13 protein-coding genes and 1 tRNA gene are annotated in these 23737 nt (G+C 33.6%); 8 read left to right on the top strand and 6 right to left on the bottom strand.

The genetic code is table 11. The features are described from left to right. Positions 1 to 6: 6 nt before the first annotated feature. Both GJV85_RS13500 and GJV85_RS13495 read right to left on the bottom strand, forming a co-directional pair. A complete protein-coding gene (locus GJV85_RS13500) occupies positions 7 to 1038 on the bottom strand; it encodes a PDDEXK nuclease domain-containing protein (RefSeq protein WP_242689885.1) in 1032 nt (343 codons plus the stop codon). Next, complete coding sequence (locus GJV85_RS13495) at positions 1028 to 1639, bottom strand: recombinase family protein (protein ID WP_207563271.1); 612 nt, start codon at positions 1637 to 1639, stop codon at positions 1028 to 1030. The genes GJV85_RS13500 and GJV85_RS13495 overlap by 11 nt, the downstream gene beginning before the upstream one ends. A gap of 152 nt (positions 1640 to 1791) precedes the next feature. Between GJV85_RS13495 and GJV85_RS13490 the strand changes: the two genes are divergently transcribed. The 3 genes from GJV85_RS13490 (at position 1792) to GJV85_RS13480 (ending at position 12614) form a co-directional block, all read left to right on the top strand. Further along, on the top strand, positions 1792 to 4809 hold the full coding sequence (locus tag GJV85_RS13490; protein WP_207563215.1) for a Tn3 family transposase: 3018 nt from the start codon (positions 1792 to 1794) through the stop codon (positions 4807 to 4809). Between the two features lie 243 nt (positions 4810 to 5052). Further along, on the top strand, positions 5053 to 5997 hold the full coding sequence (locus GJV85_RS13485; RefSeq protein ID WP_207563214.1) for a hypothetical protein: 945 nt from the start codon (positions 5053 to 5055) through the stop codon (positions 5995 to 5997). A gap of 11 nt (positions 5998 to 6008) precedes the next feature. After that, entirely contained in the window at positions 6009 to 12614 is a 6606-nt protein-coding gene (locus GJV85_RS13480; protein WP_207563213.1) for an Ig-like domain-containing protein, read from the top strand. 134 nt (positions 12615 to 12748) lie between these two features. On the opposite strand, the gene GJV85_RS13475 is transcribed toward GJV85_RS13480, so the two are convergent. Continuing rightward, a complete protein-coding gene (locus GJV85_RS13475) occupies positions 12749 to 13654 on the bottom strand; it encodes a tyrosine-type recombinase/integrase (protein ID WP_207563212.1) in 906 nt (301 codons plus the stop codon). Between the two features lie 175 nt (positions 13655 to 13829). On the opposite strand from GJV85_RS13475, the gene GJV85_RS13470 reads away from it, so the two are divergent. From GJV85_RS13470 to GJV85_RS13460, 3 genes are all read left to right on the top strand, one after another. Then, complete coding sequence (locus GJV85_RS13470) at positions 13830 to 15134, top strand: ATP-binding protein (protein ID WP_207563211.1); 1305 nt, start codon at positions 13830 to 13832, stop codon at positions 15132 to 15134. A gap of 320 nt (positions 15135 to 15454) precedes the next feature. Then, the gene (locus GJV85_RS13465) at positions 15455 to 15649 is read left to right on the top strand and encodes a hypothetical protein (protein WP_207563210.1); all 195 of its coding nucleotides are present in this window, start codon (positions 15455 to 15457) and stop codon (positions 15647 to 15649) included. 239 nt (positions 15650 to 15888) lie between these two features. Then, the gene (locus GJV85_RS13460) at positions 15889 to 17046 is read left to right on the top strand and encodes a Fic family protein (protein WP_207563209.1); all 1158 of its coding nucleotides are present in this window, start codon (positions 15889 to 15891) and stop codon (positions 17044 to 17046) included. Positions 17047 to 17200: 154 nt separating this feature from the next. Here the strand turns inward: GJV85_RS13460 and GJV85_RS13455 are convergent, their stop codons facing one another. Together GJV85_RS13455 and GJV85_RS13450 are read right to left on the bottom strand one after the other, a co-directional pair. Continuing rightward, on the bottom strand, positions 17201 to 18754 hold the full coding sequence (locus GJV85_RS13455; protein WP_207562525.1) for an IS1182 family transposase: 1554 nt from the start codon (positions 18752 to 18754) through the stop codon (positions 17201 to 17203). Positions 18755 to 19071: 317 nt separating this feature from the next. Further along, positions 19072 to 20421 (bottom strand): type II toxin-antitoxin system HipA family toxin, encoded by a 1350-nt coding sequence (locus tag GJV85_RS13450; RefSeq protein ID WP_207563208.1) that lies wholly within the window; start codon positions 20419 to 20421, stop codon positions 19072 to 19074. A 149-nt stretch (positions 20422 to 20570) separates the two neighbouring features. On the opposite strand from GJV85_RS13450, the gene GJV85_RS13445 reads away from it, so the two are divergent. Beyond that, the gene (locus GJV85_RS13445) at positions 20571 to 21419 is read left to right on the top strand and encodes a hypothetical protein (protein WP_207563207.1); all 849 of its coding nucleotides are present in this window, start codon (positions 20571 to 20573) and stop codon (positions 21417 to 21419) included. A gap of 181 nt (positions 21420 to 21600) precedes the next feature. Beyond that, a tRNA-Asn gene (locus tag GJV85_RS13440) sits at positions 21601 to 21672 on the top strand. Positions 21673 to 21783: 111 nt separating this feature from the next. Here the strand turns inward: GJV85_RS13440 and GJV85_RS13435 are convergent. Beyond that, on the bottom strand, positions 21784 to 23676 hold the full coding sequence (locus GJV85_RS13435) for a PAS domain-containing sensor histidine kinase (RefSeq protein WP_207563206.1): 1893 nt from the start codon (positions 23674 to 23676) through the stop codon (positions 21784 to 21786). Between the last annotated feature and the right edge of the window lie 61 nt (positions 23677 to 23737).

Genomic DNA, 23737 nt, shown 5'->3' with positions numbered 1-23737 from the left:
ATAAACTTAAATTAGATTAAGTTTACTTTTCGAAACTTCAATAGCTTGGTTTAATTTAGCTTGTAAAATTTCTTTTGAAGGTAATACTGTTAGATATTCAGCAACATGAATATTGCTTTTATCTAATTCTAAAAGCTCTATTTGTTCCTCTTTCTTGCCAGTGCATAAAATAATACCTATAGGGCTTCCTTCATCTTCTTGTTTTTCATATTTGTTTAACCATCTTAAATAGAGTTCCATCTGACCTTTATATTCAGCTTTAAAGTCACCTATTTTCAAGTCAATAGCAATAAGTTTTTTTAATTTTCTATTAAAAAAGAGTAGATCAATATAAAAATCATCATTATCAAGTTGAATCCTTTTTTGTCTTGCAACAAATGTAAAACCATTACCAAGCTCAAGTAAAAAATCTTCTAGCTGCTTTAGTATTGCATCTTCCAGATCTTTTTCTAGGTACTTATCCTTGAGATCTAAAAAGTCCAATAAATAGGGGTCTTTTAATAATAAATCTGTATGAAGATTTCCATTTGAAATATTTCCAATTTCATGTTTAATAAGCTCATCAGGTTTTTTAGAAATTGCTGTTCTTTCAAATAACATTGAGTTTATTCTTTCTTTAAGCGTTCTAACACTCCATCTGTCATTTTTACTCATTTGCAAATAGAAATCTTGTTTTAAGGGATCTTTAATTGGAAGCATAATCAAAAAGTGACTCCAAGACAATTCTCGTGACAGTGTAACGACCATCTCTTTATCAAATGTTTGTGAAAATTGAATCATTCGTCTTAAATTCTTCTCTTCAAAACTACGTCCATACTCTAAAACTAATTGTCGTGACACTGTTGCGACAATTGACTTACCATATTCAGCACGAGATTTTTTTAGCACTTCTATGTTGATTTTATTACCAATGTCCCAATACATCAATGTTAAAATATTATTTACATTATTAACAGCTTGCAGCTTTGATTTACTGATAAGAGTTTTCAAATCACTTATAAAGGTTTTATCAATAGATTCTATATGATTATTTTTCAAGTACTTTTTCTCCAAATTCACGTAATTCCCCATTAGGAGCTACATAACGATATAAAGTTGGTCTTGTAATGTTCAACTCTTTACAAAGCTCACCAACACTGGTATCTCTATTTTTCATTGCCACTTGTGCTAATCTCACCTGTGATTTGGTAAGTTGGAATTTTCTTCCACCTTTTTTACCTCTTGCTCGGGCAGCTTTTAATCCGGCAAGTGTACGTTCACGAATCAGTTCTCTCTCAAATTCTGCAAAAGCACCAAATATTGAAAATATCATTTTACCAGCTGGTGTTGTTGTGTCTATATTTACACCTTCGCCGGTTAAAACTTTAAAGCCCACACCTCTTTGATTAAGATCTTCAATCGTTGAAATTAGATGTTTTAAATTTCTACCTAAACGATCTAATTTCCATACAACTAAGATATCATCTTGCCTTAAAGCTTTTAAACAATTTTCTAATCCAGGTCTACTGTCTTTTACACCAGAAATTTTGTCAGTGTAGATATTTTTAATATCTACACCTGCTTCAATAAGTGCATCTAATTGTAAATCTAAGACTTGAGAATCATCAGCTTTTGAAATTCGTGCATATGCTATAAGCATTTTTACCTTCTTCATAAATGTTACATAAACCTTCGTTTAAATTACAACCCTATTTTATACTAAAATATATTGATATACTATTAAACAATCCGTTAATTATTCTATATTGCATAACTACTATATATTTTAATTATGAAACATAAGGAGTTTACATGCCAATTTTGTCAATTTTATCTAAAGTGGAACAAGCACAATTTGAGTCAGAACCAAGTTTCTCATTAAAGGAAAAGAACTATTTTTTCAAGATTCCACAGATATTATTAAGTGATTTAAATACAACAAAAAATAAAGTACTCATGACTTTATTATGGGGGTATTTTAAAGCCAAGAATAAATTCTACATGGAATTTTCTCAAGTAGAGAATTTAAAATTTCTGCGTCTTTTATATAATCGCGAAGAGGCTGTTGATACCACTTTTGCTTTAACTACGACATACCGATATAAAGAAATAATAAAAACTTATTTAGGGATTCATGATTACACTCAAGAGATGAAAAGTATCCTCCAAAAAGAAGCAAATAATCTAGCGAACAACTTTATTCATCGTAAAAAGATATTTTACACCTTAGTTGCCTTATCTAAAAAACTAAACATTGAAGTTCCAAGTTATACAGAGCTTACACGAATAATAAGCACTGCACTTAACACCCAAAAGAGTGACATTCTCTTTAAACTAGAGTTTCTACTTCATGATGATAGATTAAAAGAGCTAGATGAATTTTTGGTTAAAGAGAAGTCCTCTAAAAATAGATATAAAATTGCCTACTTTAGAAAGCTTGAGCATGCTACAACAAAAAATAAAATGCTCCTCAGTTTGGGAAAATTTAAAACTATACAATCAAAGTTCACTATCTTAAAAGAGATTATTGAAACAGTAGGCATCACTCCAAAAATAGCACAGTACTATGCAAAATGGATAGAGAAATCCCAAACATCACAAATAAATCAGACGAATAAGCTCAATCAAAAATTCACTCTCCTTTCATTTATTTATCATCAGTATCTTATCAGAAATGACAATCTAATTGACAGATTTATCTCAACAGTTCAAACAGCCAAGAACTCTTCATTTAGAGCTCAAAAAGAGTTTAGCTTTGAATTAGAACCTCAGAAAAACAAGATTATTCAATCACTTGAAGAGATGCATCTCTCACTAATAAATGAGATGGAGTTCATTTTATCTGATGTTAAATTAAGTGCTCCAAACAAGGTTCTGCAGATGGAAAGTCTACTTGAAACACAAACTCAAAAGAGCACTCAAGTCCTTAATGATAAAAAAGTGCTTGACTCTCTCATTGACAATAAATATGAGTTTATAGAAAAGAAGTCTATATCATTACAAGGTAAGCTTTCAGGGATTCTAAAAGCTATAGAGTTTGATGAAGCCAATTCTAATAAAAATATTATTGCTGCTATCAACTATTTTAAAAATAGCTCTTATATTAGTTCAACTGCTCCAAAAGAGTTTTTAGATGAAGAAGAACGGATAACAATATTTGAGAGTGGTAAATTTAGAGTATCACTTTATAAAGTATTACTCTTTTTTCATGTGAGTGATGCTATTAAAAATGGTACACTCAACCTCAAGTATTCCCTTAAATATCGAAACTTTGAGGACTACCTAATTGATAAAGAGGAGTGGAAAGAGAATAATGAATCGTTCATAAAAGTTCATGAATTAGGGCATTTAAAAAAGTATGAAATATTTATTGCTCCAATCAAAGGAAAACTCGAAAGTAGTTTTAAAGAGTCTAATAGAAAAATTAATAAAGGATTTAATAGTTATTTCACCTCTACAGAGAGTTCATTTATCCTAAAAACACCAAAATTGGTGAGAGATGAGAATGAAGAATCCATCTCTAAATATTTCCCTGCTCATGAATATATTTCTGTAATTGATTTACTACACTCAATTAATGAAGAGGTGGACTTTTTATCCTCATTTCATCACTATAATCAGAGTAAGTCAAAGAGTAATCATAATCTATTATTAGCTGCACTTCTTGGCTACGGATGTAACCTTTCACTACCAAAAATTGGGAAAATATCTAAAGGTATTAATGAGAACCAACTTGATAATATCAAGACATGGTACTTAAGTGAGGAAAACACTGACGAAGCTAACAATAAAATTATAAGCTTTATGGATACATTAGAAATAGTAAAAGTTATGAGAGCTGATCAAGATATAAACCACACCTCTAGTGATGGTCAAAAATATAATATTTCTCAATCAATTGACTCAACAAACACGGGATACTCTTTTAAATACTTTGGTACTGACAAAGGTGTTGTAGCTTATACCTTCTTAGATGAATCCCACAGGCTTTTTCATTCTCAAGTTATTAATGTAAATGAGCGTGAATCAGGCTATGTTATTGATGGTCTAATGCATAACAATGCTGTTAAGTCAGATATCCATTCTACTGATACACATGGTTTTACTGAGGTGATATTTGGTTTAACGAATCTTCTTGGCTTTAGCTTTGCACCTAGAATTAAAAATTTCAAAGATCAACAGCTCTATGGCTGTAATAGTCCAAAACATTACCATAACTTAGGTTACAAACTAACACCTAAACGAAAAATTAATGAGAAACTCATTAGTGATAATTGGGATGAAATGTTAAGATTTATAGTAACTATAAAAGAGTGTAAAACAACGGCAACACAATTGCTAAAGAGACTAACATCTTATTCTCGTCAACATAAGCTTTACACTGCACTCAAAGAATATGGAAAGATTATAAAAACAGATTTCTTGCTTAACTATATTGATGATGTGCAACTTCGCCAAAGAATTGAGAAGCAACTCAATAAAGTTGAAGCCTCTAATAAATTTTCCAAAGCCGTTTTCTTCGGAAATAGCTCTGAATTTACAGTAGCAACAGTTGAAGAGCAAAATATTGCGAACAACTCTAAACGACTAATTCAAAATGCAATTATATTGTGGAATTATATGTTTATCACCAAGAAAATACAACAGGCACCTAATCAAAAAGAAAAGGCTGAAATCATTACAGCACTTAAAAATAGTTCTATTGTTCACTGGAGTCATATTAATTTTTATGGGGAATATGATTTTACCCGTTCTTCTAAGAGAATTCACCGTTTAATTGCTCTTGATGAGACGAAAGGTTATTTTAATGCTGTAGCTAAAGAAAAATAATTTAGATGGTTTGTAGGAGGAATATGAGCAGTGCCTTTTTCCTAATTGTGATTTCTTAAAGCAGTTTAAGTTTATATGGGAGAAAATCTCCCTTTATGGATTTATACCCTGTTTTTGAATTAACGATTAAATGACTTGTATTTTTAGAGGTGCCCATTTTTATATCATTTAAAAAATAGTTTATTTAAACTTTTTATAACATAAAAATTAATATAATGATTATATCGATTTTTAAGGAAAAATATGAAATTATTGAAATATATAGGTATTGCATATTTAATAATATTTATACCAACAATCTCAAGTGCAATTGATGACTATTATTGCTTTAATAATCCTGGGACGCCTGAGTGTAATGTTCCCGTTGAACTGTTAACAGATCCAACCTATACATCTTCGTCTTCTCAAGCAAAATTTAATGCTTCTTATGTAAGTGCAATAGTTACTAGTGGAGGTTCATTTATACCTGGATCGTCTTCTGGCACTAAATCATCTACATCAACAGGATCCATAGCTCTTAATACAATTATCTCTGACGATAATATGATTAATGTTTATCCATTTTCATTGTTCATTACTAAAAATTTATTATTTGAAATCACCGTCTCAAGCATTAGGTCTAAAGAACATGATATGAGTTATGGCGATAGTTCTTATGGATTGAAATATAATTTTCAAAATATACTTGCAATAGATTCACTTACAGTCGGAGCAAATTTTACTATTCCTACTGGAGATAGAGATAAAGGTTATTCATCACTTACGAATAGAGTCTCATTAAGTCTCGCATTAAAAAAATACATTCAAGAAGACAAGCTGTACTTTAGTGTCAATACTATGTTTGTAACTGAGATTAATGAACCTATTTATGGATTATGTACGACTGAATATATAGAATATGGCGATAGTGCAATGGTTACAGCTATACTTGGCCAAAGTCTACTAAATAATCTAAGTCTCAATATTAAGTACATACTGAACTCTATAAGTTCTACCACTATCTCTGATGTTAAACAAGACGATGCTGTGATTTATCAAGATATCGCATTTTCAGTTGACAGTTCTATCTTTAATATTCCGTTAAGTTTTGGTTATCTTATTCCTCATCGTGAATTTTATGCAGATGGAATTGCGGACCAACCTAGGAGAAGTGATAGTTTCTTCTTCTCTATTTCTAACCCATTTTAAGGAAAATTACATTGAATTTTTATAAAAAACTAGCAATACTAATACTAATACTTTTTACTATTTTAGGTTGTAGTAGCGATGACGAATACTGTCAAGAACCTTCACAAGAAGTAGAGTATTCATTTTCACCCTACTCACACCCTAAAGAAGTGACATATAACTATAACTTGAAAAGTTATGAGTTAAAGTCTATCGCATTTACTGATGATGTCGTAGATGTCCACATAGATAACAACAATATAGGATATGTGGCAGGAAGACTTAATGGGGTCCATATTGTTTCAAATATCGATTCAAAAGACACCTCGCATATTGTATTAGAACAAACAATAAATGTTGGAGGGTTAGTACATTCAGTAATAAAAGATCCAAATAAAGGGATTTTATATGTAGCTGCACAAAATGAAGGTATAAAACTCTATACGTTTAATGAACTTGATCTTTCTGAACCGGCTGTTTTATCGGCTACATATAGATTTGAATCAGATGCAATGAGTATTGCTTATATATCTGATGGCTACATAGCAGTTGCTGGAGGTGAGAGTGGAATTCTTTTTTTAAAGGTTGAAGCAGACAACACGATGACGCTTGTAAAAACTGTAGATACAGATGCATATGTACATACAGTAGATCATGAAGGAGATTTAGTCTATGCCACACTTGAGAATAAAGGTAGTATAGCGATAAATATTTCCAATCTTACAAATATAGTTTTAGAAAAAACATTTGATTCAAATAAAACAATTAACGCTTCAATGGTAAGTGGTGACTATCTCATTACTGCAAATAGAAATAGTGGTATAGAAATATTTAACAAAAACACTGCGGCATTAGTAAGCAGTGCTGCAGTAGTGGATCAAGCGATTGACATATACCCTTACGATGATAATGCTTCTACTAAATATGCGGCTATTGCAGACAATAAAAATGGAATAACATTTTTAGAACTTACAGATATATTAAATCCATCCATTGTAAAAAATGCTATTCTAGGTGGTGATGTTGACAGCTTCGCATCTGGACTTGTTATTAAAAACGGTTTAGCATATATTAGCGCAGGTCCCAATGGGCTTAGAGTGGTTGACATTAGTAAACTCTACATAAATCAAGCACAATTAGTTGATTCCCCTATTGAAGGTATTACATACAAATGTAACAATGGTATCTCTGGTAAAACAGACATAGAAGGAAGATATGTATACGATGCAAACTGTCAAGAGATGGAATTTAGCATTGGTGGCGTTAAGCTAGGCTCCATTTCCAAAGAGAAGATAAATAAGGATGGAGTGCTCTATCCAGCAGAGCTGTTAGGTCTGGATAGAAACAACACTACGAACCAAAAATTAAAAGATTTTATAAGATTTATTCAGTCACTTGATGATGACTCAAATCCAGATAATGGTATAAATATCACTCAAGCCACTACTCAAGTATTGGAGTCAAACGATATCGATTTACTTGGAGTAAATACGACTTATGCAGATTTGGACATTCTGGTTCAGAAAATTGGAAAAATATCTATTCCTGAATCTTACGCAGTTGCTCACTATGAAGAAACATTAAGAAGAGAAATAGATTCAACTGTTGACACAGTGCCTCCAAAGCCAGCTAAAACTACTTTAGGGAGTATTGCGAGATTAACAAACAAACTAATAAACACTATATCTATCACTGGAGAGGTTGGTAGTAAAGTTTTTATAGATGGAGTTGATGGTGGGCTAATTATTCCCACTTCTAGAGTCGTTGACGTAAACTTAACTCTTATCAACATAGATGGCGAGTATACCATTGACATAACTTTAGTAGACAAACTAGATCAAGTAAGTGATCCACTTACTATAGAGTTAGAATTAGATACGGTTACCGATAAGCCGACAATAGACTTAGCAAGCATATCTGACAGTGGTGTCTCTAATAATGATAATATCACCAATATATTAAGACCACTAATTATAGGAACAGCTGAAGCAGGTGCCACTATAACACTATTAAAAGATATGGTTGCGCTTAGTGCAACTACTGTTGAGAATAACGGCACATATGTTATAGAAGTGCCATCGCTGCAAATGGGAGAGTATGATATCGCTCTGCAAGTAAAGTCAATAGACTTAGTTGGTAACAACAATATTTCAGACACTTTATCTTTAAGTATAGACACTATAGGAAGAGAAACTGTTGAACTTGACCTAGACACGGCTAGCGACACGGGAACTTCATCAACCGATAATATAACCAATGACGCGACGCCAACTATTACAACAGACGTAGCTACGACTCTTACTATAAAAGATAGCACTTCAACAGTGCTTCAGACTCTTACCACTACAGGGGGAGCGCTGAGTGTAACGCCAACTACTCTAGCGGATGGAACATATCTTATAGAGAGTGGAGCAGTAGGAACGGATATAGCTGGTAACCCGCTAGGATATAGTTCACTCTCTATTACCGTAGATACGACTATGAGCACACCTACCATAGATCTAGCAGCGGCAAGCGATAGCGGTGATTCAGATAGTGATAATATTACTAACATTACAACTCCAACTATCACTGGTACCGGAGACATTGGAAGCAACATATCTATAATGAACGCGACGACAGAGATAGCTTCTGGAGTGGTTGACTCAAACGGAGATTACTCCATAACTCTTAGCTCAGCGCTCGCAGATGGCGAGTATGATGCAACACTCAGTGCTGTAGCTTCAGATACTGCAGGCAATAGCGCTACTTCAACTAATCTAACAATCAGCGTAGATACGGTCGGTATAGCAGTAGCCTCTATAGACTTAGACACGGCTAGCGACACGGGAACTTCATCAACCGATAATATAACCAATGACGCGACGCCAACTATTACAACAGACGTAGCTACGACTCTTACTATAAAAGATAGCACTTCAACAGTGCTTCAGACTCTTACCACTACAGGGGGAGCGCTGAGTGTAACGCCAACTACTCTAGCGGATGGAACATATCTTATAGAGAGTGGAGCAGTAGGAACGGATATAGCTGGTAACCCGCTAGGATATAGTTCACTCTCTATTACCGTAGATACGACTATGAGCACACCTACCATAGATCTAGCAGCGGCAAGCGATAGCGGTGATTCAGATAGTGATAATATTACTAACATTACAACTCCAACTATCACTGGTACCGGAGACATTGGAAGCAACATATCTATAATGAACGCGACGACAGAGATAGCTTCTGGAGTGGTTGACTCAAACGGAGATTACTCCATAACTCTTAGCTCAGCGCTCGCAGATGGCGAGTATGACATAGAGCTTAGCACTGCCTCTTGGGATGTGGCGGGAAATTTCGCTACTTCCACTCCTCTCGCTCTCACGATAGACACCGTTGGCTTTGAAACGGCGAGCATAGACTTAGACACGGCTAGCGACACGGGAACTTCATCAACGGATAACATTACGAACGATTCGACGCCGACTATCACCACGGACGTTCCAACGACCTTAGTCATAAAAGACGCATCAGTCATAAAAGATGCATCTGCAGCAGTTGTGCAGACGTTAAGCACTACCCAAAATTCACTTAGCGTAACACCGACGACTCTAGCTGACGGTGTGTACCTCATAGAGAGTGGAGTCGCTGGCGCGAGAACTGATATAGCCGGAAACTCATTAGGATATAGTTTTCTATTTTTTAGAGTAGATACTACGGCACCCATCTTCAACCCTAACATAGCCTCTTTAGATTTTAATGGAAGCATATCGGAAAACTCTTTGTTAGTTTATAGTGCTCAAGCAACTGATATTTCAACATTATTTTACACTCTCTCAGGAGTAAACAGTAACAGTTTTAACATAGACTTACTCTCTGGAAATATTTTTCTAGTAGATTTCACAACAGATGTAAGTTCAAGTTTTAATATAGAAGTAACAGCAAATGATGCAGCCGGAAATATTGCTACCCAAAGAGTTACGTTAGGCATAAAAAAATCAATTCCATTGGAAATAAAAAAGATCATAGCCTCAGATACCGAGGCTGGCGATAGTTTTGGAGGATCAGTCGCAATCTCCGGAGACTATATGATAGTAGGTACATATGGAGAAGATACTGGTGGAGACAGAGCTGGTGCGGCATATCTCTACAAGAGAGAGACTAACAACACCATAACCGAAATTGGAAAGATGATGGCTTCGGATGCAGAGGCTTTAGATTATTTCGGATACTCAGTATCAATTTCAGGGGATTATATGGTGGTAGGGGCGAGATATGAAGATACAAGTGGAAGCAGTGCTGGTGCGTCATATTTGTATAAGAGAGAGGCCAATGACACTATAACAGAGATTGGCAAGATCATGGCTTCAGATGCCGAGGCTAGCGATAATTTGGGAGACTCAGTTTCAATCTCTGGAGATTATATGATAGTAGGTGCATCTGGAGAAGACACTGGTGGAGACAGAGCTGGTGCGGCATATCTCTACAAGAGAGAGACTGACAACACCATAACAGAGATTGGCAAAATCATGGCTTCAGATGCCGAGGCTGGTGATCTATTCGGACAATCAGTTGCAATTTCAGGCGATTATATGGTAGTGGGGGCGAGATATGAAGATGCCAGTGGAAGCAGTGCAGGTGCGTCATATTTATATAAGAGAGAGGCCAATGACACTATAATAGAGATTGGCAAGATCATGGCTTCAGATGCCGAGGCTGGTGATCTATTCGGACAATCAGTTGCAATTTCAGGCGATTATATGGTAGTAGGTGCGTCTGAAGAAGATACCAGTGGAAGCAGTGCTGGTGCGGCATATCTCTACAAGAGAGAGACTAACAACACCATAACCGAAATTGGAAAGATGATGGCTTCGGATGCAGAGGCTTTAGATTATTTCGGATACTCAGTATCAATTTCAGGCGATTATATGGTGGTAGGGGCATATGGAGAAGATACTGGCGGAAGTGATTCCGGTGCGGGATATCTCTATAAGAGAGAGACAGACAACACCATAACCGAGATTGGAAAGATTATGGCTTCAGACGCAGAGTCTGATGATAATTTCGGATATTCAGTATCAATTTCCGGAGATTATGCATTAGTTGGAACTTGGTGGGAAGATACCGGTGGAAGTAATGCCGGTGCTGCAAGTATATACGACCTTTATGGAGACAAACTATACATGCCAGCACTTAGAAATACTTTTACTATGAATGAGTCAGCTTTATTACATGAGTTTGAGTTAGTAAGATATGTAACTTCATATGATGTATCTTCAGTCAATATAACATTGTCAGGAGAGGATGCAGATAAATTTACAGTTCAAAATAATACTTTATTAAAGCAGGTGAATGTAGCTGACTTTGAGAACCCTAGTGATGCGAATCTAGATAACAACTATGCTCTTACACTTAATCTTGAATCTTCGTTAGAAATAAATACCAGTTATGACATAAATGTTAAAGTTGAAGACTCTGCATATCTATATTCAAGAAAAATCATCGCTTCAGACGCCGAGGCTGGTGATCGATTTGGACAATCAGTTTCAATTTCAGGCGATTATATGATAGTAGGTGCATCTGAAGAAGACACTGGTGGAGACAGAGCTGGTGCGGCATATCTCTACAAGAGAGAGATTGACAATACTATGACCGAAATTGGAAAGATGATGGCTTCAAAAACCTATGATAGATATCATTTCGGAGATTCAGTTTCAATTTCAGAAAGCTATATGGTTGTGGGGGCACCAAATAGTGGTAGTAATCTTGAAGGGGCGGCATATCTCCTTAAGAGAGAGATAGATAATTCTATAACCGAAATTGGAAGGGTCATGGCTTCAGATGCCGAGATTAGCGATAATTTCGGAAGATCAGTCGCAATCTCAGGCGATTATTTGGTGGTAGGGGCATATGGAGAAGACACTGGTGGAAGTGATTCCGGCGCGGCATATCTCTATAAGAGAGAGACTGACAACACCATAACCGAGATTGGCAAAATCATGGCTTCGGATGCAGAGGCTTTAGATTATTTCGGATACTCAGTTTCGATCTCGGGAGATTATATACTGATAGGGGCAAGAAATGAAGATACACGCGGAATTCATTCCGGTACGGCATATCTCTACAAGAGAGAGGCTGATAACACTATAACCGAGATTGAGAAGATAAAGGCTTCAGATATCCAGCCATATGCTTATTTTGGAAACTCTGTTTCAATCTCAGGAGATTATATGATAGTAGGTGCATTTTTAGAAGACACCGGTGGAAGTGATTCCGGCGCGGCATATCTCTATAAGAGAGAGACTGACAACACCATAACCGAGATTGGCAAAATCATGGCTTCAGACGCCGAGGCTGGTGATCGATTTGGACAATCAGTTTCAATTTCAGGCGATTACATTGCAGTAGGGGTAAATTCAATAGATACTAGTGAAAAAGAAACCCGTATGGCATATCTTTATAAGAGAGAAAGTAATAATACCATAACCGAGATTGGAAAGGCTATGGCTTCAGTTACTGGAAGTGGTCTTTTCTTTGGACAAACAGTTTCAATTTCAGAGGATTATATGGTGGCAAGTTTTCCGATAGATGATGCCTCTGGAAACGATGCCGGTGCAGTATATTTATTTACACCGGATGAGAATCAACCATAACTTGAAACACATGACTCTCTAGTCTATGTTTATACTAGAGAGTTGCATCAAAGATAAATATTGAATACTTGAAACAAAGCCTGTGAAAGGTCGGTTTCGCTTTTCTCCCTTTATAGTGATCGAACCTATACAATCTAACTCTCTGCAATAATTGCTCTAATCTTACTCTGCTCATCACTCTTAGCATAAGTCCTTGCAGTAAGTGTAATATCAGCATGGCCAAGCAGTTCTGAGATAGTAGATAGATTAATATTCTTACTAACAAGATTACGCGCAAATGTATGTCTTAATATATGCACTCCACTCTTAGCTATTTTAGCTTTTTTCATTTTATTGCTAACCATATTATAAAGACCAATTCTACTCATAGGTTTACTTGTATTAGTAATCGTTATATAGTTAGTTATATAACCAGCAGAAACTAAAAATTCTAGTTCTGTTTGTATACTCTCAGCTTTAATATACACAAACCTCTCTTTAGATCCCTTACCTGCAATTTTAATCTTATAAACACTCTCATCTTCTATTAAAGAGATATCAGAGAGCTTCACAGCTAAGCACTCACTCGCTCTAATACCTGTAAAAAGAATAAGCTTAATTAAAAGAGCATCTCTATTCTTATTAAAGCTACTACTTCTCTTTTTAAATAACTCAAGTAGTCTCACTACCTCTTCAGCAGTAAGAGCATCAACTTCAACAGACTCTTTCTTTATAGTCAACTTTTTAAATCGAAGTTCAAACAGACCTTTTAAATCCTCTTTCTCATCTATAAAAGTAAAATATGACTTCAGTACTGCAAGTTTAAGTATCTGTGTATTATTAGAAGATTTATTTCCATAATTTAGAAAATTTACTACAATTTCTTTACTAAGTTCATTAATCTCTTTAATATCATCTAATTCTAGTATATACTCGTAAAAGTTATTTAAAATACTAGTATATGTACTTATTGTATTAATAGAGCAGTTTAATACTTTTTTTTCTTTAATGAATAAAATATTATATTTATCTAATTTAGTTAAGAGTGATTCGTTACTCAAAGCAGTTCCTTTTGAGATATATTTCTCTTATTATATCTAAATAATATACTTAGTTAATAATTATGTATACTATTTTAAGGTCCTTAAGTAGTAAAATAAGTCATTATCATGTAAGTTTAACCTAACAATAAGTTACTAAATTATAAGATATAACATACAATTAAAAGGATTACCTTTGGATAAGTCAGAAATTATTGAAATTTTGAATGAATGGAATTATTGGAATAAAGAACTACCACAAACTCAAGCAAGAACTATTTATGACAGTAGAATAAGTACTTTATTAAACTATAACGAAGTACTTGTAATAAAAGGTATACGAAGAAGTGGTAAATCTACATTGATGCTTAATAGTATAAAAAACTTATTGGCAAATGGTGTTGATATTAAAAATATCCTTTTTGTAAATCTAGAAGATCCACGCTTCATCAATAAGTTATCTCCAGAGTTACTACAAGAGATAAAAGATGTATATCTTGAGTATCTTGATCCTGATGAAAAACCTTACATATTTTTAGATGAAATTCAAAACATACCTAACTGGGAAAAGTGGGTAAATAAAGAATATGAACTTAAACTCTCTAATATAACTATAAGTGGCTCAAACTCTTCTATGCTTAGTAGTGAGATAGCATCCAGTTTAAGCGGTAGATATTTGCAGATAGATGTATATCCTTTAAGCTTTGGGGAGTATCTACAATTTAAATCTATAGAAGTGAAAAACAAACTAGATTTTGTAGAGAAAAAGATTGAATTGAATCGTGAATTTGAAGCCTATTTGAAATATGGAGCATTTCCTAAAGTTCTAGACTATGAGACAACAGATAAAAGAGATCTCCTAATTACATACAAAGACTCTATACTACTAAAAGATATAGTTGCTAGATATAATCTAAAAGAGTTTAAGACTCTCGAAGAGATAGCTGCATTCTTGCTCGCGAACAGTGGTATAAGCCAAAGCATCAACAAATTAAAAAATAATTTCCATATATCCTATGATATGGCAAATGCATATTTAGAATATCTTATCAAAGCATATATGTTATTTGAAATACCTAAATTTGATTACTCATTAAAAAAACAAAATGCTAATGACAAAAAATATTATAGTGTTGACCTTGGACTCTCTAATATTATGCGCGTTCCAAACCTTCAAACCAGAGGAGATGATTTAGAAACTATTGTATTTTTGGAGTTATTAAGAAGAGGCTATAAAGTCTATTATTATAAAACTTCTAATGGATTAGAGTGTGATTTTATAGTTGAGGAAGAAAATGCAATAACACAACTCATTCAAGTCACATCGTCTCTTAAAGATGAAAAAACTAAAAAGAGGGAACTAAGAGTCTTTTCTAAAACAATTGAAGACTTACAGCTCAAAAATATTGAACTTTTCGTAATACATGAAGATAATACATTAAATGTAATATATGATGATTTAAACATTAAAACTGTAAATATAAAAGAATGGTTACTTTAATATACATAAATAGCTTATTTTATAGAATAAGCTATTTTTTGTATTTATTTGATTAATACTTGTTATATCTACATTTAAATAATATATTTTAACTGTATTTTGTGACTAGTAAACTACCTAAATAGCTATATTAAATCAAAATAATAGACTTAATAGTTAATTATGTATACTATTTAATAGGAACTAGTGCTCAAATTACTCATAACTTTAAGTTTGAGACAACTCATATAAATCACATATTTTACAAAATAAACACAAAGTTGTACTTTTATTAGATTTAAACTATAATATGAGTATTAAATAACAATAAAGGATATATTTTGGAAGAAAATGAAGTAATAGGCAAAAGAGTAAATTTAGATGTTAAAAATATTAAAAGAGTTAAAATAATGGCTACTTTGCTAGAAGATGAAGTAAGTGAGCTTAATGAGAAGAAAAAGCTTGATTATATTATTAATAAAGCTATTGAGTCATATTATGGGTCAGACCAGATAAGAAAGTTACTTGAATTGTAGAACTATTCAGAGAGCACTCAGAGTTATGTGTCAGTGACCGATAGTCATGAAACTTAGACAAAGTGCCAAAATCTGCTATATTTAGAGCTGTCTTGTTTATAAAGGACATTCCATCCACTATGAACCGACTGATACGGCTCTTAATGAGCTTGAATTAAAAACTGTTATGAATAAATGAATTAATCACAACAAAATATGTTATGATTATGCAAACTATTCATAACATAAGTGAGAATATCATGGCAGACATTATTAAGAAGTGGATATGGGAACATGAAAACTATCCAAATTTTTCATATGATAGAGAAAGGTTATCAGAGAAGTTAAAACGAGCCGAATACCTTAGAGGTCTAGTATCTGGTGTTCTTTGTATTGCTAACAAAGAAGAATTCGATGAACTTGAAATTACTAATCTAACAAATGAAATTATTAATACCTTTCAAATTGAAGGTGAGTACTTACACAGAGATTCGGTAAGAGACTCGGTAGCTAAAGCAATCAATCAAGCTTATATTTCATCAGAAGACATGTCTACTAGGCATACTGATAACCTCGTCGCTCTTATGCTGGATAGTAATCGAAATAATGAGTTATTGTCTGTCCAGAGACTACATGGTTGGCACAATGCACTTTTCGCTAATAGTAGTGGCTATGAAGGTGTTAAAAAAATTAATATTGCTCAATTTAGAGATTACGACGATATGAAAGTGATTGAAAATGCATTTAATCGAGCAGGGGGAGTAGTTAAATATCTTGCTCCTCCTCATCATCTTATTAAAAAAGATATAGATGCGTTAATTAAATATTGCAACGAAAGCAATGAGGATCCTTATATTAAAAGTGCATTAGCACATCTATGGTTTGTTTCTATTCACCCTTACGATGATGGAAATGGAAGAATCTCCAGGGCTATTGCAGATTATGTACTCTCTAGAGATTTAAAGGAGGAACATAAAACCTATTCTATGTCAACAACAATCTATACAAAACGAGCCCAATACTATGAGATGTTAGATATGACTACTAATCTTCATAAAAATAGACACTTTGACTTTACAAATTGGATAGAATGGAATATTGATATTTTAATTAGTACCTTTGAGAAAGCTTATGAAGATGTGCTTTTTATTGTGAAAAAGGCTAAGTTTTGGGATAGATGTAAAATGATAAAATTAAGCGAAGGACAGACTGTATTTCTTGATGGCTTTATCAATAAACTTTCTCGGGATGGCAATAGTGAGTTTTCAAATATTGATTATAGAGAAATTACAAACACAATACCAATGACAGCGAATAGACAAATTAAGAAATTGCTTGAACATGGATTGATTGCAAAAGTAGAAGGCAAGGCTGGTCGTAGCACAAGCTATAGGATTCTCTTTGATGTAGAAGATTGAAACTGGAATATCCCCTATAAAGTAGACAATTTTATGTATTCAACTAGCTCTGATTTTGGAACAACGATTTTTTTGCTCCAAAACCTACAGAGACTGTGAAAGAACTAACCCTATATAAGCAAAAAGAGTCGAGCTAAAGAATATTTTTCAAGCTTCAGACGCTCAAACTCATTTTTTGACGAAAAAATGCCCTAATAAAGTATAAAACTGCTAGATACTCCGCTATTTCTTGCTTGATACTCTCAAGATTACCATGTTTATGTGCTTCTATCAGCTTTTGAAACAGAGTAATCCCAATCAAATTTAATAGTCGTCTGAAATTATAGGTAAGCATAATCAGAGCATTCTCTCCAGCAACCTTTGTTTTGCCACGCACCAGAAAATGACTCCAGCCAAGCTTTTGTTTGATTGTACCAAACGGATGTTCTGCAAGTGCGGCACGTTCTTTTATCATAGCTTTGGCTTTTGATGTTTTCATCTTTGTACGGTGTTCAGTAATGAGTGCTTCATGTTCCCAGCGCCACAGACGTTTTGCATTGGCAATATCTGAAATACACTCTGAATGCAATGGACAAACTTTACATACAGAGCGAGTGCCATAATACATAAAACGCTTAATACCCTTGTTCTCATAGGTGGTTTTTTGTCGCTTCAACACTTTGTCATTCGGACAGATATAGCAGTCCTCGGTTTCATCATAGGTAAATGCATCTCTTGGAAACTTCCCCTTGTCTTTCTGCTTCTTCTGTTTGTCTGGCATGGGGACATAGACATCAATCCCTTCATCGATACATCGCTTTAATTCTTTAGAACTGAAATAGCCCGCATCAGCTGCGACCTTTATCTGCTCATTCCCTGTAGCTTCTTTGGCCTGGGTAGCCATAGGGTAGAGCTGATCGTGATCAACTCCTTTGCTGGAGATATTGGTAGCTACAATAAACTTGTATTTGCCATCAACAGCAATCTGTGTATTATAGGCTATCAGATGATGTGCTGGTTTAGTCATTAAGGTAGCATCAGGATCACTTTTACAGTACTGTTTTACTTGACGCTCTTTAAGGATATTAAGATCAGCATCTAGTTTGGTTTTGCGTTTGTTCAGTCGCTTTAGACATTCCATTTTAACTATTGGTGTTGTCTCTTTGCTCTCACACTTATCGCTATACTCCAGTGCACCTAGATACTCTGTTATCTTCTCATCAACTGACTTTATATCTTTTATAGTTACTTTTTCTGAGATCAGTTGATTCTTTGAAGCGTTAGCACGTAAAAAAGCTCCATCAATAGCAACTACTGCACCATCAATCAAATCTACAGAACGACATAGCATCACAAAGTCACGAAAAAGTTGCTTGAGTACTTTGGGATTATCTTTACGGAAGTTAGCGATGGTCTTATATCCAGGAGTGAGTCCTGCGCATAACCACATCATCTCAACATTACGTTTAATCTCACGCTCAAGCTTTCTAGAGCTTCGAATACTATTGAGATAACCGTAGAGATAGATCTTCAAAAGTAGTGCAGGATGGTATGCTGGTTGACCATCAGAACCACCACTAGATGTAAAGACTCCTAAATCAGCTAAATCAATACTATCAACATAGCTCTCAATTGCTCTTACTGGATTATTCTCATCAACATACTCATCTAGACTGGGAGGAAAAAGAAGTTGTTGATGACGGTTTAAACCCTCTTTGTAGTTTGGCATTCTTCAGCCTTTTTCATTGATATATGACATATCTATTTTAGCTAATTAGTCGTTATAAGTGGCTTTGAGTTCTTTCACAGTCTCTACAGTTTGATGAACTATTCTTAATCCAAAATATCCCATTTAAGTTTTCAAACATACTCTGAAACTTAAGCAGTAACAAGAAAGTCCTAAATCATGGGCTTTAAGCTTTGCTTTCAAGAGATTCTGCATGTTAACCATAATTTATTTTAGTTGAACATAGGTTTCATGCTCCATAAGCAAAAAAGAAATATATAAGGTGAACATTCACAGTAGTAAGTAATACCCATGAACAATCACTTCCAAATATCTTCTTCAACTTCTTCAACTCTAATATCTAAATACTTATCAATATATTGAATTCTATTTGTATAGTATTTTCGCAATATTTCTTCAAATGGCTTAGAATAGCCATATCTGTTTGTTACAATTTTCAAAGCTTTTATCTCTCTAGGCAACAGGTCAATATAATTTTCAAATTCTTGAACAAACTTCAATCCTAAATTTTCTATAGATTTTGCTGCATCTGCTTTATTTATATTTAATTTATCTGCAAGCCAAAGCAAATCTACTTTTTTTATATTTCTTTTTTTATTTTTCACCATCATTCCTATGTCATCATCGTTGGTGTCTTTGTAAATTCTAATTGTTGAGATGTCATAATAGGGAGCAAGCATCATATTTCTTTCAGCTAGAGCATTGGTTTTATATATTAAAGATATATTCTTTGCGTGAAAATCTCCATGAGAAATTATAATTGAAAAAACAAAAAAATTAAACATCTCTAAAATCTCATCCTCCCTAAGATATTCAGCAGCTTTTTTCATTGCTTCGAGAGCAGTAACACTATATTTTAGTGAGGATTTTTTTCCTAACAAGGTAAGAATTTCATGATGATCTATCTTGCTCTTCTGATATCTATCAAACCTTTTTATAACATATAGATAATCTTCTTTATGCTTAATTATTCCATTGTAAGGAACATTGAAACCAAAGTCTCTTGCTAAAGTCATAAATATATGTTCGTTGACCAAGAGGTGTGGAATATAAGCACTGGTATCATCAGAGTAGATAAGGTTATCTTTGCTGTATGGCTTCATAATATACCCACCGTCTTCATCCTCATTATGAGAGATTACCTTGGTATCTTTATCAAGAGAAACACTAAACTTATATTGAAATCCACTAATACCAATAGCTTTACTTCCTTGTAGCCCTTTGGGGTATATTTTAGCATCTGCAATGGCAACCGTATAGTCGCTTAATATATTAGGGAAGCTGTAATTTTGCTCAAGAATTTCTTCTCTTGCATCTTTGTATGAAAATATTTCTTCTGGAGAGACAATATAATTCTTGAAATTTTCTTCAGTATAAAATTCAAAACTACCATGAATATTATCCAGGTGGAGTAGAGATTCAATATTTCCCTTAATTTTATATCTAGCTTTAATTAGTTGAAGCTGTTCATGTTCAGGAAGAAGATTTTCAAAAACAGGAAAAAGATAACTTGAGGTATTTACTTTTTCTTTTAATCCTTGAATGTAACTATTTTGCTCTATCCCATCAAAATAATTGAAATGTATAACGCTTGCACTTTCAGAAAGCTCTCCAATAGGAGTGCTACTTTTAATTACAATAATTTTCATGTATCCCCTATTAATTAAGTATATATACTTAATTATAGCGACATAATACAATTAAGTCAATAAATTAAAGTATTAAGCACTTGACAAAACTTTTATATTTAGATATTGTTATAGTATATATACTATAACATATAGGAAGGTATAATTTTATGAGACAAGATTACTTTAACAAAAATGTAAATCAAATAAAGTCTATTGCTGCGAGTAACGACTCCTATAACCTTAATGACCTGAAGGGTTTATTGATAAATCTAAAAGAAAAAGGCTTAGTTTCCAATTCAATGTCATCAAGTAAATTTTATGATCGTCTTGTGGACATAGGACTTTTATCATTCAGTGTTTTTATGGATGGTGGTTATTTAACGAGATATTCTTTTAATGAATCTTTGTCAGATGAAAAATTATTAACTTCACTGAAGAAAAATGCTTTTCTTTCTATGAGTAGTGCACTTAACTATATAGGATTATCTGAATATAGAAATAATTTTATATTTATATCAAAAGAACAAACAGATAAAGGCTCTGACTCTGGAGATGTTGAGTTGACACAAAAGGCTATAGATAATGCTTTTGCGAAAGATTATAGAAAAACACACATGATAGGGAAGTATAACAATAAGCATATAATTTTTTTACAACCTAAATATACTATGCAAGTCGGTGTGACAGAAATTGATGGAATAAAAGTATCAAGTGTTAACCGAGCACTAGTTGAAATGGTTGTAAATGTGCAATATTTTAGAAACTCTAGAGAAATAATTGATGTATTTTCAAAAATAAAAAACCATATTAATGTAGATGAAGTTTTTGCAATAACACAAAGGTTTGATTTTATATATCCATACTTTCAAAGCATAGGATACATACTAGAAGAGATAGGATTTGAAAAGAGAGAGCTTGATGAATTTAAAGAGTGCATATCTGAGTTTGATTTTTACACCGACAAGAATCAATTAAATTATTCATACAATCCTTATTGGAAAATGTATCACGTTTGAAAAATATAAAGGAGAGGTGTCATAAAAGTGTCACCAAAAATAGTAGAAATAACATTAATTAGCGTTAATTGTAGGTGACTAAAGCCCCTTGTTCGCGTGTATGACGTATTCGTAATCGTTCTCATAAGCCCGGGATTTGGGGTTCAAGTCCCCATCCATTCTGACACCATTTCATACACATTCCGGATTAGCTCAGCGCTAGAGTATGTGACTGTTAATCACTTGGTCACTGGTTCGAACCCAGTATCCGAAGGCACACTAACCTTAAACCTCGTAACCTCTAGATTTTGGAGCGAACTATGCTGTTATTAATATTGTTCCATTAAGAGATGAATTTTGGAACTAGTCTTTTGCACTACCTTGATTAAGTCCCAATATTATCACTCCTTACCTTAGGTAATTTAAGCATAAAACAAGCACCATCATCACTATTTTTAACTTGTAAAGTACCTTTGAGGTGTTTAGTGACAATTATATTGGACATATATAAACCTAACCCAGTACCATTGAGTTCCTCTTTCGTTGTAAAGTAAGGTTCAAATATTTTTGTTAAGAGTTCAGGTTTAACACCACCACCATTATCACATACAGTTGTAATTATGTTATTTTCATCTTCAGTAACTGTAATGATTATCTTAGCATCTTCTATCTTGTTCTCAAGTAATGCCTCTTTAGCATTTTTTAGTATGTTTATATAGACTTGAAGCAGTTCTCTAGAGAATGTTGAAATAGTACTTTGAGAATTAAATTCTTTAATAATTTTAATATTGTTGTTTACTAAAGAGGTACCTATTATAGAAAGTGTCTCTTCAATCACAGAACAAACATTTACATCATCATGTTCTTTGTTTGGTTTGAAAAAATCTCTAAAGTCATCTATAGTCTTAGATAAGTGCTGTGTTTGTTCGACTATATCTGTAGCAAGTTTATTTAAAGAATCTTTATCTATATTACCTAGGATTGAATCTACAATGATATTATTCGCTCCCATAGCTATACTTGTAATAGGTTGACGCCATTGGTGGGCTATCATACCTATCATCTCTCCCATTGCTGCTTGGCGGGATTGTGCAAACATGATTTCATCTTTTAATTTTAGCTCTTTTTCTATAGTTATGTGTTCTGTGATATCACGATTAGTACCGCGATACCCCATAAGTTCTCCTGTGTCATTGTCAAAGACTGGTCGTCCTGTTGTCTCAATTATGACGTCTTGAGTATCTTTATGTCGTTGAGTGCTTTGTATATTTTTAAAACTCGATTTTGATGCAATAATTTCGGAAAAAATAGATTTGACAAGATCTACTTCTCCATCATCTATAAAATAAAATAGTGATTTACCCATAACTTCATCGGGTGAATAGCCAATAATATCTTTAACACGAGGACTAGAGTAAGTAAAACATCCCTCTAGATTCACTTCCCATACCCATTCATTTATATCTTCAAGAAGTGAACGGTAGACCTCTTTGGCTTTAAGAGCATCAGAATGTGATTGGTTTAATTCAGTTATATCAGTAGCAGTAAATGTTACACCCTTAGAGATATCTAGAGGTTCAATTGGTGTTGAAGAGAGAAGAACATCCAATATAGTTCCATCTTTGCGCTGAAGTTGGGTCTCGACACTACCTATACCATATTTAGTAATCTGCTTGTATTTTTCTTTTCCAACACTTTCATATGTTTCTTGATCCGGATATAGCATCCTCGAATTCTTATTAAGTAATTCCTCCCTTGCATATCCTGTCATCACACACATATAATCATTAACTTCTTGTAAAACACGCTCTTTTACAACTCCAACTCCTGCTGGAAGGGCGAGAAAAATACTTCTTATATAGGCCTCTTTCTCTTTGAGCAAACGTTCATTTTTTTTGTGCTCCGGGCTCTCATGGACGATAGAGAGAAGGTATTTTTTATTATTCTCTTGGATTGGATTAGAATAAACATCTACATTACGTATTTCTCCTGAAGAGAGTTTATGTTCAAATTCGAAATAGGATTTTTTTTCACTCAAAGCGAACTTCATTTCTTTTTCTACAGACTCAGATGATAGCTGATTAATCTCCTTAATATTCATATTTAGCAGCATATTTAAAGTATATCCGTAATATTTTTCTGCTGCCTTATTTGCATCAATAATTTCACCAGTAACAGAGTCAATAAGAAGCATTACAGCAGTGTTATCTTCAAAAAATGTACGATAACTGTTTTCACCTATTCCTAGTTGCAGTTTAGTGTTTTTATTATTTATCAAAAGTACTCCACATATGTTATTCATTACAAGAAAGATAGTAAGGATTTAGCTAATATTTTAA

This window comes from Sulfurimonas aquatica, assembly GCF_017357825.1.
GTDB classification, from domain to species: Bacteria; Campylobacterota; Campylobacteria; order Campylobacterales; family Sulfurimonadaceae; genus Sulfurimonas; species Sulfurimonas aquatica.
The sequence above is the reverse complement of the archived record's forward strand: the minus strand, read 5'-3'. Positions and strand labels throughout refer to the sequence as shown.

Bases quoted from the DNA above. Each gene is read 5' to 3' on its own strand.
- GJV85_RS13490 (WP_207563215.1), top strand. From the start codon at position 1,792: ATGCCAATTTTGTCAATTTTATCTAAAGTGGAACAAGCACAATTTGAG.
- GJV85_RS13460 (WP_207563209.1), top strand. From the start codon at position 15,889: ATGGCAGACATTATTAAGAAGTGGATATGGGAACATGAAAACTATCCA.
- GJV85_RS13495 (WP_207563271.1), bottom strand. From the start codon at position 1,639: ATGCTTATAGCATATGCACGAATTTCAAAAGCTGATGATTCTCAAGTC.
- GJV85_RS13485 (WP_207563214.1), top strand. From the start codon at position 5,053: ATGAAATTATTGAAATATATAGGTATTGCATATTTAATAATATTTATA.
- GJV85_RS13455 (WP_207562525.1), bottom strand. From the start codon at position 18,754: ATGCCAAACTACAAAGAGGGTTTAAACCGTCATCAACAACTTCTTTTT.
- GJV85_RS13445 (WP_207563207.1), top strand. From the start codon at position 20,571: ATGAGACAAGATTACTTTAACAAAAATGTAAATCAAATAAAGTCTATT.
- GJV85_RS13450 (WP_207563208.1), bottom strand. From the start codon at position 20,421: ATGAAAATTATTGTAATTAAAAGTAGCACTCCTATTGGAGAGCTTTCT.